This window comes from Pontibacterium sinense, from assembly GCF_015209595.1.
Classification (GTDB): domain Bacteria; phylum Pseudomonadota; class Gammaproteobacteria; order Pseudomonadales; family Balneatricaceae; genus Pontibacterium; species Pontibacterium sinense.
Map to the genome: position 1 here is coordinate 45,833 of NZ_JADEYS010000020.1, position 14,631 is coordinate 60,463.

The following is a 14,631-nucleotide window of genomic DNA, read 5'->3' on the forward strand; positions in this document are numbered from 1 at the left end:
AACAACGGAGCAAGAAATTCGTGAGAATTTCTTCAGTACAAGAAAGCACCAGGGTCAATCGGCCAGATCATCACTTCTGAACGATTGGGAGGCAAACCACCAGCGCGCCCCTGATAACACGCTGGCGGGTTCAAGCGTGACTTATGCGACCTGCAAATTTTCGCGGGTAACGTAGTCAAGTGTGTCTTGCAGTGCCAAGCTGAACTTCTCGATAATTTCATCGATCTGCTCAGTGGTCACAATCAGTGGCGGACAGAACGCCAGCGATGAACCCGCAACGGCACGGGTAATCATGCCGTGGTTCTGGCACGCCTGCTGTGCGAAGCCGCCAATCGCTCCGCCTGCAAATGCTTCACCGGTCTGCTTGTTCGCAACAAATTCGACTGCGGCAATCAGACCTTCCCCGCGGATCTCTCCCACCAGCGGGTGATCAGCAAACTCGTGCAGACGACGCTGCATGTAGCGCCCCATTTCAGCGGCGTGACCAAAGATATTGTCACGCTCGTAGATCTCCAGCGTTTTCAGTGCAACTGCACAGGACACCGGGTGACCCGAGTAAGTGTAACCGTGACCAAATACGCCCACCTGAGCACTCGGCTCGATCATCGCTTCGTACATATCACCACGAACCACAGACGCACTGATCGGCATGTACGCTGACGACAGCTGTTTCGCCAGCGTCATCATGTCGGGCTTCTGGATGTTCATGGTGGTCGAACCGAAATCGTTACCGGTACGGCCAAAGCCGGTGATTACTTCGTCCGCCCAGAACAGGATGTCGTACTTATTCAGGATCGCCTGAACTTTTTCGTAGTACCCCTTAGGCGGCACGATCACACCGCTGGCACCGGTAATCGGTTCAGCAATGAAGGCGGCGATGGTGTCAGCACCCTCTTTCAGGATCAGCTGTTCTAGGTTGTTGGTAATACGGTCAACAAACTGTTCTTCAGTTTCACCTGGCAATGCACCGCGGTAGTAATGCGGCGCATCGGTACGCAGGATACCCAGCGCATCAAATGGCAGATCAAAATGAGTGTGATTCGGCACCAGTCCGGTCAGCGATGCCGCCGCCACAGTCACCCCGTGGTAGGCACGCTCACGCGCAATGATCTTAAACTTCTCTGGTTTGCCGATGGCATTGAAGTAGTAACGCAGCATTTTTACGTGGCTGTCGTTCGCATCGCTGCCGGAATTACCGAAGAATACTTTTGCATTCTCAACCGGCACCATCGCATTCAGCTTGTCCGCCAGATCCATACCCACCTGATGGGTTTTGCCACCAAACATATGGGAGTAAGACAGCTGTCCCATCTGTTCGTTAACGGTGTCGATCAGCTCACGGTTGTTGTAACCCAGTGAGGTGCACCACAATCCTGCCAGTGCTTCGATGTATTCTTTACCGTTATTGTCGTAAACGTATACACCGTCACCGCGTTCCAAAGTCAGAGACTCCGTCGCTTTCAGGTTGGTTGTTGGATAGATAATTCCGCTCATTTTGTTCACCGCTTCGCCTTACAGGCCGCCCATGCAGATATATTTTGTTTCCAGGTAATCATCCAGACCGTACTTAGAACCTTCTCGGCCCTGCCCGGATTCTTTTACCCCACCAAACGGGATCACTTCAGAACTGATCGCCGTTTCGTTCACACCCACCATGCCGTAGTCGACACCTTCAGAGACACGCCATACGCGACCCAGATCGTTGGTGTAGATGTATGACGCCAGACCAAATTCAGTGTCGTTCGCCATTGAGATCGCTTCAGCTTCACTGCTGAACTTGAAGATGGGTGCAACCGGACCAAAAATCTCTTCTTTAAACAGACGCATCTCGTCGGTCACGTTGGTCAGTACAGTTGGCTCGTAGAAGTGGGAGCCCTTGTCGCTCACACGACCACCGGTCACAACCGTTGCACCTTCCGCCACGGCGGATTCAACTTTTGCGTGGATATCAGCAACCGCTTTTTCAGTGATCACCGGACCGTGAGTCGTGCTGTCATCCAGACCGTTACCGATACGGAACTCGTTCACAGCTGCCGTGAATTTCTCCACGAATGCATCATAAATACCGTCCTGCACCAGAATACGGTTGGCACAGATACAGGTCTGACCCGAGTTGCGGTACTTAGAAACCAGCGCACCGGCAACCGCTTTATCCAGATCCGCATCATCAAATACGATCACCGGTGCGTTACCGCCCAGCTCCATAGAGGTACGTTTGACGGTATCCGCACACTGCTTCATCAGCAGCTTGCCAACACCGGTTGATCCGGTGAATGTCACTTTCTTCACGGTGGTGTTAGAGGTCATCTCACCGCCGACCGCCGGTGCATCGGCACTGGTCAGGACACTGAACAAACCTGCTGGCAGACCGGCGCGTTCGCCCAGCTCAGCCAGTGCCAGCGCAGACAATGGCGTTTCTGCTGCAGGCTTCAATACAATTGCACAACCCACCGCCAATGCTGGCGCGACTTTGCGGGTGATCATCGCGTTCGGGAAGTTCCACGGCGTGATAGCCGCCACAACACCCACCGGCTGTTTAATCACAATGCTGCGACGATCAGCGGTTGAAGGCAGTACATCGCCGTATACACGCTTGCCTTCTTCAGCAAACCACTTCAGGAAAGAAGCGCCGTAGCCCACTTCACCGCGGGATTCGAACAGAGGCTTACCCTGCTCAGCGGTCATCAGTACCGCCAGATCTTCCTGGCTTTCCAGCATCAGGTTGTACCAGCGTTCCAGAATATCGGAGCGGGATTTCGCTGGCAGTGCCTGCCACGCAACCATCGCTTTTTCTGCCGCTTCAATTGCGCGTTTGGTCTCTGCTGCGCCAACGCTTGCAACGGTTGCCAGCAACTCACCGGTTGCCGGGTTATGTACGTCAAAGGTTGCACCGTTGTCACCGGCAACCCATTGTCCATCGATATATGCCTGAGTTTTCAACAGGCCGCTGTCTTTCAACTGAATGCTCATTTTTAGTTATCTCTTTTGTCGTATGAGGTGCCACCACGCCCAGTGGCACCCAATCGGGTAAAGGTCAGCGTTGACTAATTTATAAACCTGACTACCTTTTGGTAATATAATTATTTGAATGGAATTACATTTGCATATACAAATGTAACAGCGATTTATTCAATCTTTAATCGACCTTAAGGGGGAGAAAACAATGGGGCGTAAAAAAGCAGCTATCTCCGGACAACTCGCCGATGTGGACCTGCGCCTGCTGCGCGTATTTCGTTCTGTTGTAGAAGCCGGCGGTTTTTCAGCGGCCGAGATTCAGCTCAATCTGGCCAACTCCACCATCTCCAACTACATCGCCGATCTGGAAAAACGGTTGGACATGCGTTTGTGTGAACGTGGGCGGGCGGGGTTCAGTGTGACCCATCAGGGACAGGCGGTGTACGACGCCACGCTGGAACTGCTCAGCGCGGTGGATCAGTTTCGCAATCGGGTTAACCAATCCCATAACCGCATTTTCGGACAGCTGCATATCGGTTTTGCCGAACATATGCTTGGCGCGCACAACTCCTCGATTGTCACCGCACTGAACCGGTTTGCCGACAAAGCCCCCGATGTCCGCGTACAGATCACCACCATGTCATCGGATGATGTCACCACCGCCGTACTGGAGAAACAGGTAGACACCGGCATTACCGTGTTGCCGCATGCGTTCCCTGAGCTGGATACATTGGCGCTATTTGAGGAGCAGATGCAGCTTTACTGTGGAGCCGGACACCCGCTGTTCGACCGCACCCGGTTGGTCACCAAAGAAGAACTGCTGGAACACAAGTTTGTTGAATCCCCCCGCCTGATGCCTGGCCGCGAGATCCATCCGGATATGCGTCACTGGAATAAACAAGCCAAAGCCCATCATCAGGAAGCACGTGCGACACTGATCCTCAGCGGACACTATCTGGGCTTTTTGCCCACCCATGTGGTCCAGAACTGGGGGCTGGACAAAGACGTTCGCCCGCTCATGCCCGATGACTATGGCTACAGCAACACCTTTGCCGCCGTCTGGCGGAAGAAACACGCCAATGAAGTGATTATTAATGCCTTTACCCAGTGCTTGCAGGAAAGCCTGCTGGTGAATCTAAGCAGGAAGATGTAGAAATCAGGTATAGAAGGAAAAGCAGACAACGTTCAAAAATATACCCTACTGGGTATATCGCGTTCACAACGGTGAGACGTATCTTTGATAGGACAGGAGATAGTCTGGCGGTTCCCACCAGCGCTGTCGCTACGAACAAGACAACCGACCCCACATGTCGGTTCGTATAATAATGAGAACGATTATGTCTGCACCTTCACACACAACCTCTTATTACGCAGCGTCTGCGAACGACAAAAACCTGCGCCCAGCGCTGCAGGGCCAGGTAGAAGCTGATATCTGCGTTATCGGCGCGGGTTATACCGGCCTGTCCACCGCACTTCATCTGGCAGAAAGTGGTTTTAAAGTCGTCGTGCTGGAAGCGACCCGCATCGGCTTTGGCGCATCCGGCCGCAACGGTGGTCAGATCGTACACAGCTACAGCCGTGATATTGATTTCATCGAAAAACACTACGGTGACAAAGCCGGCGCTGAAATGGGCAAAATGGCCTTCGAAGGCGGCAAGATCATCCGCCGCTTCGTAGACCAGTACAACATCCAATGTGATCTGAAAGACGGTGGCATCTTTGCAGCCTGCAACGGCAAGCAGATGCGCGAACTGGAAAGTAAAAAAGCACTGTGGGAGACCCACGGCCATAACAATCTGGAGCTGCTCTCTGACACTGATATCCAGAAATACGTGGGTACTACGCGCTACAAAGGTGCCCTGCTAGACAAGTCAGGCGGCCACTTTCATCCATTGAATCTAGTACTGGGTGAAGCCGCTGCATTGGAATCCCTGGGTGGCGTCATCTATGAAGACTCCCCGGTGACGCGTGTTGAAGAAGGTGCAAAAGCAAAGGTACACACCGAAAACGGCTCTGTCAGCGCAAACTTTGTGGTTGTTGCCGGTAATGCCTATCTGGGTGGTTTGATCCCTAAACTGCAGGCGAAAACGATGCCCTGTGGTACGCAGGTGATCACCACTGAACCGCTAAGCGAAGCACAGCAAAAAGCACTGCTGCCTAATGGCCAGTGTGTTGAAGATTGCAACTACCTGCTGGATTACTTCCGCCTGTCTGGCGACGGCCGTCTGATCTACGGTGGCGGCGTGACTTACGGTGCGCGCGAGCCGGATAAGATCGAATCCCTGATCGTACCGAAGATGCTGAAAACGTTCCCGGAGCTAAAAGGCGTGAAGATCGACTACGCATGGACCGGTAACTTCCTGCTGACGCTGATGCGTTTGCCGCAGTTCGGACGTGTGAGCAACAACATCTACTACGCACAGGGATACAGCGGTCACGGTGTGACCTGCTCCCATCTGGCAGGTAAAGTGTTGTCCGATGCGATTCAGGGACAAGCGGAACGTTACGACGTATTTGCGGGTCTGCCGCAATATCCTTTCCCGGGTGGTCGAACCTTCCGTATCCCGTACACTGCAATGGGTGCATGGTACTACACCCTGCGTGACAAGCTGGGCATCTGAACCGGGATGTTCTGACCCAGCCCCTGTTTCACCGCCCGGCGTGAGGCCCATCGCACGCCGGGCCGGACTTAAAAATAAATCGACATAAGAACTATAAGTTAAGGTCTATTCATGAGTACGAATGTTGCAGAACCAAGCACTGCACAGCTGGCTAACGCTCAGCGGGGTGTTAATCAACCAACCCGGTGGTTGTTGTTTTTCGCCGCGATCATGGCCGGTTTCGCCTACCTGTCTACCCAACACGTAGACGGCGAATCCTACGGCTTTTACAGCCTGCTGCCTGCACTGCTGATCCTCGTCGTTGCAGTGATCACCAAGAAACCTCTGGAATCCATCTTCGCCGGTATCATTGCCGGTCTGCTGTTGCTTGACCCCACCAATCTTGTGACGGGTCTGGGCGACATCTCCATGAGCGTGGTGATGGACGAAACCATCGCCTGGATCGTTCTGGTGTGCGGCATGATGGGTGGCCTGATCAACATGCTGGAACGTGGCGGCAGTGTCCTGAGCTTTGGCGAACTGCTGGCCCGTCGCATCAAAACCAAACGCGGCACCATGCTAACCACCTGCTTTCTGGGCCTGATGGTTTTCATCGATGATTACCTGAACTCGCTAGCCGTCTCCGCGTCCATGAAGAACCTGACGGACCGCTACAAGATCTCCCGTGAGAAGCTGTCCTTTCTGGTCGACTCCACCGCAGCACCTGTCTGCATTCTGGTGCCGGTATCCACGTGGGCGGTTTACTTTGCAGCCCTGCTGGAAGAGAACGGCGCAACTGGTGAAGGTCAGGGTATGTCCCTGTATATCGAAGCGATCCCTTACATGGCCTACGGCTGGATCGCTCTGATGGTCGTGTTCCTTGTTGCTGCGGGTATTCTGGGCGACTTCGGCGCGATGAAACATGCCGAAAAACGCGCACAGGCAGGCCAGCCAATTCCGCCGGGCACGGTACAGGACGGTTTCGACGTTTCCGGTATGAAAAAGACCTCTCCACTCGTCGGCCTGATGAACTTCTTGCTGCCAATGGCGGTATTGGTTGCGGCAAGCGTGTACTACGAGATCGATCTGCTGCTGGGCGCACTGGTCGCTTCTATGTTCACCATGGTGCTGTACTTCTGGCAGAGCCTGCTGAACTTTGGTCAGCTGGTTGATTCCATGCTGGACGGTTTCAAAGTGATGTTGCATCCGATTGCAGTGGTGTGTGCCGGCTTCATGCTAAAAGACGTCAACGATCAGTTGGGCATGACCCCTTACATCATCGACTCCCTGACACCATACCTGTCGAAAGAGCTGTTACCGGCATTGGTATTCGCAGCCATGGCGGCGGTGGTGTTTGCCACCGGTTCCAGCTGGGGTGTATTCGTGGTCTCCCTGCCGATTGTTATCCCGATGGCACTGGCGCTGGATATGTCTATGCCGCTGACCGTCGGCGCGCTGCTGTCCGCGTCTGCCTTTGGTAGCCATGCCTGCTTCTTCAGTGACTCCACCGTGCTGTCTGCACAAGGCTCCGGCTGTACCCCAATGCAGCACGCACTGACACAGATCCCGTACGCACTGATCGGTGCGGCATTCACGTTTGTCACGCTGATCGTTATGGGCTTCGCCATGGCGTAACGCTTCGTCCGATCAGCGCGGCAACGCGCGCTCAAACGCCTCCAATGTTTCTGGTGTCCCCCAAGCACCAACAACATCGGGGGCGTTTTCATTTTTAACCCGCCCATCGAGACCCACAATGACAATAAAATCACCTCGCATTGCGCTCATTCTGCTGTTACTTGTCAGCTTTTTCTGGGGTGCAGAGTTTGTCCTGATCGATCTGTCGGTCGAGGTTTTACCCACGCATACCTTTAATGCATTACGCTTTGCCATCGCCGCGTTATCTCTGTTGCCCCTGCTCTACTTTGCCCGTGAAACGATCGAAAAAGGGATGATGCCCAAGCTACTGGGCGCCGGACTGCTCTTAGGTTTTTTGCTGTTTATCGCGTTCTATACGCAGACCGAAGGCTTACGTTACACCAGCGTATCCAACGCCGGATTTATTACCGGCCTAAACGTCCCGCTGGTACCGGTACTGGCCTTCCTGCTGTTCCGACAGCATGCGCGCATGAATGTGTGGATTGGCGTTATCACGGCGACCGCCGGACTCTACTTGCTCACCATGAGCGATACACTGGCGCTGAATGAGGGGGATATTCTGGTGCTGATCTGTGCCTTCTGTTTTGCGGCCCACATTATCCTGACGGGGCGTTTTGTCAGCACCCTTCCCGTCACACTGCTCAGCATTATTCAGCTGACTGCCGTGATGGTATACAGCACGATTGCCGCCTGGCTAAGTCCTGATCCGGCGTTCTACTATCCGGAAGCGACTCCGGTTAGCTGGCAGGAACAGCTGTCATCACCGATCATCATTGTATCGATTCTGGTCGCTGCAATATTCGGCACGGCTTATGCGTTCTGGGCTCAATCCGCCTGTCAGATGATCATCGAACCGCATAAGGTTGCGCTAGTCTTTGCCACCGAACCGGTATTTGCACATGTCGCCGCATGGCTATTTCTGGGAGAACATCTGGGGACACAAGGCATGATGGGGGCGGGCTTAATTATCGCCGCAATGCTGATATCCGAACTCGGGGATCGAAAACATCCACCGAAAATGGAGCCGCTGGATCATACCGCAGTGGCGGAATAGCGCTGTTGTTTAAACGAGGGCTGGGACAGGCGTAGCAACCTCCTCCCAAGCCCTTGGCAGGTAATTCTGAAACGGGAAATTAGAGAGTCACCGCATGTTGAGCCTGAGTATTCAGTCGACTGCAGATCGCATCGAGATCGGTAATCTCACGGCTCATTTCGCGGGTCATATTGATCAGGAAGATCACAAAGTCGGCGGGAAAGCGGTCACACACCTGATGAAATAACTCACAGGAGATCTCCAGCACCGTGGTATGTTGCTCAACAACCCCCATCCCAACGCGGCTTTGTAATCCGATCATGCCAGAGAAACCGATCTGTTCGCCGCTTTTAAAACTTCGAATATAGACCTGCTCATCACCCTCACAACGGTAATACGCCACACGCCCACTGAGCAGAATGTAAAACTGATCAGATCGTTCGCCGCGCCCAAATAAAACCGTACCGGGACTACAATCCAACACCCTCCCCTGAGAGAACAGAAAGTCGACGCTGTCGCGACTTAACGCTCCAAACATCGACAGTTCCTGACAGTTTTCATGGGGATAGCGGTTAATCACTTGCGAATCGGATAGTTGTAACATGGCATTTCACCTCAACAATTACCCTCATTTAACGCCTGTTCAATCATTATTCACATACCCCCGAGGGTATAGAACAACCGATGAATATGATTTGAGATCGCTGCTATACAGCAGGATTCAACTCTCTTCGTAAATGGCGTAGAACTTCTGTGCTTCCCCGATTGTTTCCCACGTCCCCTCATAACCCGCGGGGATTACGAAGGCATCGCCTGAGTTGATCTCCTCTGATACTCCCGCGGCATCGGTAAGAATTGCCTTACCTTTGATCAGGTAACAAAACTCATCCTCGGTGTAATTCAGAGTCCACCGACCTTCGGTGGATGACCAAACTCCACAGAAGAAGTTTTCCTTGCTGTTGGTAAACAGATTATGAATCACCTCTTGGGGAGCACCCGCGAGAACACGGTCAGCGCTGATAGGCATCGCCTGGCTAGCGTTGCAAGAAGGGGTGATACGTAATAGTTGTTGCGTCATCTGTGCAAACCTCAAAATGTTAAACGATAGAGCGATGCACCGGGAGATCGGCGCATCAGAATTTGAGGTAGCTTTTTGTGCGGAGAGATAAAGAGACGATCAGCTGCCGGGCTGGCTCTGAGACTGATCCAGGTGCTGTTGCAGCAAGGTACAGAGCATGAATTTCAGATCAGCCAGCGTACGCTTGGCCCGCTCGCCACTCTGGTGGACCACCACCAGAAACACACTGTGGCTGGTTTCCAGATAGAGTCGTCCCAGACGCTCACGCTCTTTCAAGTGCCGGTTAATACCCATGCGCTTGAAGATCGCAGCCATTCGGGAGATCACCAGATCATCATGCTGTGCATCCAGTTCACGCAACGCCGGTACAGAGAACATCGCCTGCACCAGTGTCAGTACAGCCTTCTGTTTCTTGTACACCTTGAGGTTCTTCGCCAGCATCTGCTCCACCAGCTCATCCAGCGGCATATCCTCGACAGGCCATGCCGCAATCTCGGTCAGAACCTTGTCGATCTCTTCCAGCCAGCGCAGCCCCATGGCATATAGAATCGCATGTTTGTTGGGGAAATAGTGGTACAACGAACCCACTGAAATCCCAACCTCTTTGGCGATCAGAATGGTATTCAGATCATCAAAACCAACACGCTCCAGCAATTCGCTGGTGACGTCTATTATCTCTTTCGAACGCTTCTTCGAACGACCTTGGACAGGCGCATTGCGCGGCTTCAAATCCTGCGATTTAGCCTGGGTTGGCAGGGGTTTGTCACCGTTTGGCAAAGGCTTTGTGTCCATCTTGTCGCTCACTAACACGTATCCAGAAATCTAAAGATCCGCATTATAGAGTAAAAGCCACCTTAAATCTGACTGTTTAAACCGTCAGAAAAATCGGTCTCGCATGGAGTAATAGAGCATGCCTGCCACCAGTCCGGGCCAGCGCAGCAGGGTGCCACCGGGGAAACTGGGCGCAGGTACCTTCGCGAACGTATCAAACTTCTCAGCCGAACCGGAGATCGCATCAGCCATCAGCTTTCCGCCCAAGGTTGCCAGTGCCACACCATGGCCGGAGTAGCCCTGCGCTACAAACAGATTGTCCTCCACCCGATCAAAATAGGGCATGCGATTGAGTGTGATCGCCAACGTGCCACCCCAACCGTAATCGATACGCAGGTCTTTCAGCTCGGGATAAAACTCCAGCATGTACTGGCGTACAAAGGTGCCAATATCACTGGGGAATTTGGTGCTGTAGTTTTCACCGCCCCCCCACAGAAGGCGGTTATCACCGGACAGCTTGAAGTAATTGATCACGAATTTAGAATCCGCCACCGCCACATCGTCACGATTGATTCGGCGACAGAGCGATTCACTCAAGGGTTCGGTCGCCAGAATGAAGTTATTGATCGGCATAATCTTACCGGCGATACGTGGCTCCAGCTTGCCCAGATAGCCATTACACGCCAGCATAATGTACTTGGCGTTAACCACACCATGAGTGGTTTCCACCTGAGCATCGGATCCCGCCCGGTAGTTAGTCACACGACTGCTTTCAAAGATCTGAACACCCGCTTTTTCAGCCGCCGCCGCCAGACCTAATGCGTAGTTCAGGGGATGCAGATGCACGGCTTGGGTCCAGTACTCACCGGCGTGATAGCGCTCAGTGCCCAGCATATTGGCCACTTCGTCACGCTCAACGTAACGGATCGCGCCATAGTCCAGCACCTCTTGCTTGTAGGCCACGGTCTTTTTCATCTCTTCACAGTGACCGGGTTTGGCCGCCACATGCAGCACACCCTGCTTAAGATCACACTGGATGTTGTGTTTGTGGATCAGATCTTTCACCAGATCGACCGATTCCAGCGACATATCCCACAGTGCATCCGCCGCCTGACGGCCCACTTTGGCGATCAGATCCTCGTGCCCCATATTGTGGCCCTGACATACCTGGCCACCATTGCGACCCGATGCCCCCCAGCCGACCCGCTCTGCTTCAAGCAGCGCGACGGAATAGCCCTTTTCGGTCAGATGCAGTGCTGCGGACAGACCGGTAAAACCCGCACCTATCACACAAACATCGGCACTGATCTCACCTTTCAGCTCCGGGTAATCATTTTTATTGTTTGCTGAGTCTACATAGTAGGAAGACTCATACCCCTTTAAGCTCATAACTTCATCTCCAGCCAAGTTAAAGGCCTCGCAAATACAGGACTTTTTTCAAATCCGAGCTACAAAAACCCAAACACAGCCACACAACAAACCGAATAATACTTCTAATAAATATAGCTCGCAAGCAGCGTACCATGATGCATTTTTTTAATTTTTGTGTTGATTATGAGAATTCTTTTAAATAACCTAAAAACCGAATGATGATTCGAATTAACCTGCGCCACACAACAAAACAAACCGAATCATTATTCGAATTAATATTATTACCGTGCCGCGATACCCAGCCAACACTCTGCCGCTGAACAGATCAGCTAGAGTTAACGGTAGATGGGTAGGCCGCAGTGAGCCGGACTAAGGAACCTACGACATCGCCCGCAGAGAAAGTCTCGGACTGGTTCGCAGGTTCCCTAAACAAAAGACACTAGAAATATAAAAAGGTGATTTATGGAAGCCTTTACCAGGTTTCTCAAAGAGAACGCCATCACAGAAGTTGAGTCGACATTCCCTGACATGACAGGCAATGCACGAGGTAAGTTTTACCCAACCAACAAGTTCATCGACGAACAAGGCGGTAAAATCCCCGAAACCCTGCTGGTGCAGACCGTGAACGGGGAATGGGCCAACAACCACTACGACATCGTTGATCCCACCGACAAAGATATGGTGCTGGTACCTGATCCCGATACCCTGCGCAATGTCCCTTGGGCGGATGAACCCACCGCGCAGGTGATCAACGACTGCTACACTCGTGACGGCAACTTACACCCGCTCGCCAGTCGCTCCGTTTTACGGCGCGTATTAGCGCTGTATGAAAAAGAGGGACTGGCTCCCGTCATCGCGCCGGAAGTTGAGTTCTATCTGGTCCAAAAAAATCTCGACCCGGACTACGAGCTCAAACCCGCCACCGGTCGTTCCGGTCGCCGTGAAACCGCACGCCAGTCATACAGTATTGATGCGGTAAACGAGTTCAATCCGGTGATCGATACGCTCTACAACTACTGTGACGCTCAAGGTCTGGATGTCGACACGCTGATCCACGAATCCGGTGCCGCGCAGATGGAGATCAACTTCCTGCACGGCGATGCGCTCAAGCTGGCGGATCAGGTCTTTGTCTTCAAACGCACCTTGCGTGAAACCGCCCTGAAACACGATATGTACGCAACCTTTATGGCCAAGCCGATGCAGCACGAACCCGGCAGCTCCATGCATATCCACCAGAGCCTGATCGACATCAAGACCGGCAAGAATATCTTTGCCGGCGAGAAAGAAGGCGAGTTCTCAGATGCGTTTTATCACTACATGGGCGGATTACAGAAATTCACCCAGCACGCGATCTCTTTCTATGCCCCCAACGTGAACTCGTATCGTCGCTTTACACCCGAGATGTCTGCTCCGGTGAACTTTGAATGGGGTATCGACAACCGCACCGCCGGTTTACGCGCACCCGATGTACCGCTCGCCGCCAGCCGCATCGAGAACCGCTTTGCAGGGGCCGATTGCAACCCCTATCTGGCGATTGCGGCCAGCCTTGCCTGCGGTTATCTCGGCCTGAAAGCCCAATTGCAGCCGGGCCAACCCAATCAGGGGCTGGCAGCGGATGAAGGTGATCCTGTAGAGGTCGCCCGTTCGCTGGAAGAAGCCCTGCGCCTGCTTGAAGACTGCCCCGAGCTGCAAGAGATCTTGGGTGAAAAATTTGTAGAAGCATACGTGGGTGTTAAACGTGCCGAGTTTGAAACCTTCCATCAGGTCATCAGCTCCTGGGAGCGTGAATTCCTGCTGATGACCGTTTAACCGTTTTAAGCCGTCACCGTATTCAATCCAGTCAGATGAATACGGTGACTGACTGAATTTCGAATACCTGAATCCGATGCGAGGCAAAAAATAATGAAAACAGCGTCACCCTCTCGTTTGAAGAAAACACTGGCCACTGCAGCAATCAGCTTGGCCGCACTAACACCAATGACCCACGTACAGGCCGACGAAGTTCTGAACTTCTACAACTGGTCCGACTATATTGCTGAAGAGACCATCGCCCGTTTTGAAAAAGAAACGGGCATCAAAGTGGTGTACGACGTATACGACAGTAACGAAACGCTGGAAGCCAAATTGCTGGCGGGCAACTCCGGTTACGATCTGGTCGTACCCAGCTCTCACTTTATGGCACTGCAGATCAAAGCCGGTATTTTCCAGCCACTGGATAAAGGCAAACTGTCCAACCTGCCCCATCTCGATGCCTCTTTGATGAAAACGCTGCAAGCCAAAGATCCAAGCAACCAATACGGCGTACCCTATCTATGGGGCACCACCGGCATCGGCTACAACCCGAAACAGGTGGCTGAGGTGTTAGGCGAAGATGCACCGGTGGATAGCTGGGAGCTGGTATTCAATCCCAAATACATGGAAAAACTGGCCAAGTGCGGCGTGACGTTTCTTGACTCGCCCGACGAGATGTTCTCATTTGCGATGATCTACGCAGGAATGGACCCAAACTCCAACAAACGCGCCGACTTCAAGCCGAGCAGCCCAGCGGTCAAGGCACTAAAAGCCGTTCGCCCCCATATTAAGCAGTTCACTTCATCCCAGTACATTAACGACCTGGCAAACGGTGATAGCTGTGTCGCGGTGGGGTTCTCCGGTGACATTTTTCAGGCCTCAGCCCGCGCAGAGGAAGCCAATAACGGTATCGAAGTGGCCTATAGCATTCCGAAGGAAGGCACCGAGATCTGGTTTGATATGCTGCTGATTCCGGCCGATGCAAAGAATTCCGAGAATGCACATAAGTTCATTAACTACCTGATGCGCCCGGATGTGATCGCCGAAATCACCGACTACGTGTGGTACGCCAATCCTAACAAAGATGCGACCAGGCTGATCGATCAGGAGATTGCCCGCAACCCCGCGATCTACCCAACAGAAGAGACCAAAAAGAACCTGTTTATCAGCGAACAGGTCACACCAAAGATTGCCAAGATCCGCAACCGCGTCTGGTCTGATCTCAAAGCCGGACGCTAACTGACTGTTTCGAGCGAACTGCCACCCTCATTCGGGCGGCAAATCTCCCGGATCTGAAGGTGCATTAGATCCGTTCTTCTCCCCGACTTAAGTTTGGTTGTCGCTCAGCCAGATGTATGTCGGGGATTTTTTTGTTG

General features: G+C 52.9%; 12 protein-coding genes. 6 read left to right on the top strand and 6 right to left on the bottom strand.

Going from position 1 to position 14,631, the window contains the following annotated elements:
* Window positions 1-141: 141 nt before the first annotated feature.
* A complete protein-coding gene (locus IOQ59_RS16995; protein ID WP_193954655.1) occupies window positions 142-1,494 on the bottom strand; it encodes an aminotransferase in 1,353 nt (450 codons plus the stop codon).
* 18 nt (window positions 1,495-1,512) lie between these two features.
* Entirely contained in the window at window positions 1,513-2,970 is a 1,458-nt protein-coding gene (locus IOQ59_RS17000; RefSeq protein WP_193954656.1) for an NAD-dependent succinate-semialdehyde dehydrogenase, read from the bottom strand.
* Between the two features lie 193 nt (window positions 2,971-3,163).
* On the opposite strand from IOQ59_RS17000, the gene IOQ59_RS17005 reads away from it, so the two are divergent.
* From IOQ59_RS17005 to IOQ59_RS17020, 4 genes are all read left to right on the top strand, one after another.
* Window positions 3,164-4,108 carry a LysR family transcriptional regulator gene (locus IOQ59_RS17005; protein ID WP_193954657.1) on the top strand — a complete coding sequence of 315 codons (945 nt, stop codon included), beginning with the start codon at window positions 3,164-3,166 and terminating at the stop codon, window positions 4,106-4,108.
* A gap of 184 nt (window positions 4,109-4,292) precedes the next feature.
* A complete protein-coding gene (locus IOQ59_RS17010) occupies window positions 4,293-5,576 on the top strand; it encodes an NAD(P)/FAD-dependent oxidoreductase (protein ID WP_193954658.1) in 1,284 nt (427 codons plus the stop codon).
* Between the two features lie 111 nt (window positions 5,577-5,687).
* A complete protein-coding gene (locus tag IOQ59_RS17015; protein ID WP_193954659.1) occupies window positions 5,688-7,190 on the top strand; it encodes a Na+/H+ antiporter NhaC family protein in 1,503 nt (500 codons plus the stop codon).
* 118 nt (window positions 7,191-7,308) lie between these two features.
* A complete protein-coding gene (locus tag IOQ59_RS17020; RefSeq protein WP_193954660.1) occupies window positions 7,309-8,265 on the top strand; it encodes a DMT family transporter in 957 nt (318 codons plus the stop codon).
* A 79-nt stretch (window positions 8,266-8,344) separates the two neighbouring features.
* On the opposite strand, the gene IOQ59_RS17025 is transcribed toward IOQ59_RS17020, so the two are convergent.
* The 4 genes from IOQ59_RS17025 to IOQ59_RS17040 all read right to left on the bottom strand — a co-directional run bounded on the left by IOQ59_RS17025 (window position 8,345) and on the right by IOQ59_RS17040 (window position 11,482).
* Complete coding sequence (locus IOQ59_RS17025; RefSeq protein ID WP_193954661.1) at window positions 8,345-8,848, bottom strand: Crp/Fnr family transcriptional regulator; 504 nt, start codon at window positions 8,846-8,848, stop codon at window positions 8,345-8,347.
* Window positions 8,849-8,965: 117 nt separating this feature from the next.
* Entirely contained in the window at window positions 8,966-9,322 is a 357-nt protein-coding gene (locus IOQ59_RS17030) for a cupin domain-containing protein (RefSeq protein WP_193954662.1), read from the bottom strand.
* Window positions 9,323-9,421: 99 nt separating this feature from the next.
* Complete coding sequence (locus IOQ59_RS17035; RefSeq protein ID WP_193954699.1) at window positions 9,422-10,114, bottom strand: TetR/AcrR family transcriptional regulator; 693 nt, start codon at window positions 10,112-10,114, stop codon at window positions 9,422-9,424.
* Window positions 10,115-10,198: 84 nt separating this feature from the next.
* On the bottom strand, window positions 10,199-11,482 hold the full coding sequence (locus IOQ59_RS17040) for an NAD(P)/FAD-dependent oxidoreductase (RefSeq protein WP_193954663.1): 1,284 nt from the start codon (window positions 11,480-11,482) through the stop codon (window positions 10,199-10,201).
* A 444-nt stretch (window positions 11,483-11,926) separates the two neighbouring features.
* Between IOQ59_RS17040 and IOQ59_RS17045 the strand changes: the two genes are divergently transcribed.
* Complete coding sequence (locus IOQ59_RS17045) at window positions 11,927-13,273, top strand: glutamine synthetase family protein (RefSeq protein ID WP_193954664.1); 1,347 nt, start codon at window positions 11,927-11,929, stop codon at window positions 13,271-13,273.
* Between the two features lie 93 nt (window positions 13,274-13,366).
* On the top strand, window positions 13,367-14,494 hold the full coding sequence (locus tag IOQ59_RS17050) for a polyamine ABC transporter substrate-binding protein (protein ID WP_193954665.1): 1,128 nt from the start codon (window positions 13,367-13,369) through the stop codon (window positions 14,492-14,494).
* Window positions 14,495-14,631 lie beyond the last annotated feature (137 nt).

Excerpts from the sequence above, each read along its gene's own strand:
- IOQ59_RS16995 (WP_193954655.1), bottom strand. The coding sequence starts at position 1,494 with ATGAGCGGAATTATCTATCCAACAACCAACCTGAAAGCGACGGAGTCT.
- IOQ59_RS17000 (WP_193954656.1), bottom strand. The coding sequence starts at position 2,970 with ATGAGCATTCAGTTGAAAGACAGCGGCCTGTTGAAAACTCAGGCATAT.
- IOQ59_RS17005 (WP_193954657.1), top strand. The coding sequence starts at position 3,164 with ATGGGGCGTAAAAAAGCAGCTATCTCCGGACAACTCGCCGATGTGGAC.
- IOQ59_RS17010 (WP_193954658.1), top strand. The coding sequence starts at position 4,293 with ATGTCTGCACCTTCACACACAACCTCTTATTACGCAGCGTCTGCGAAC.
- IOQ59_RS17015 (WP_193954659.1), top strand. The coding sequence starts at position 5,688 with ATGAGTACGAATGTTGCAGAACCAAGCACTGCACAGCTGGCTAACGCT.
- IOQ59_RS17020 (WP_193954660.1), top strand. The coding sequence starts at position 7,309 with ATGACAATAAAATCACCTCGCATTGCGCTCATTCTGCTGTTACTTGTC.
- IOQ59_RS17025 (WP_193954661.1), bottom strand. The coding sequence starts at position 8,848 with ATGTTACAACTATCCGATTCGCAAGTGATTAACCGCTATCCCCATGAA.
- IOQ59_RS17030 (WP_193954662.1), bottom strand. The coding sequence starts at position 9,322 with ATGACGCAACAACTATTACGTATCACCCCTTCTTGCAACGCTAGCCAG.
- IOQ59_RS17035 (WP_193954699.1), bottom strand. The coding sequence starts at position 10,114 with ATGGACACAAAGCCTTTGCCAAACGGTGACAAACCCCTGCCAACCCAG.
- IOQ59_RS17040 (WP_193954663.1), bottom strand. The coding sequence starts at position 11,482 with ATGAGCTTAAAGGGGTATGAGTCTTCCTACTATGTAGACTCAGCAAAC.
- IOQ59_RS17045 (WP_193954664.1), top strand. The coding sequence starts at position 11,927 with ATGGAAGCCTTTACCAGGTTTCTCAAAGAGAACGCCATCACAGAAGTT.
- IOQ59_RS17050 (WP_193954665.1), top strand. The coding sequence starts at position 13,367 with ATGAAAACAGCGTCACCCTCTCGTTTGAAGAAAACACTGGCCACTGCA.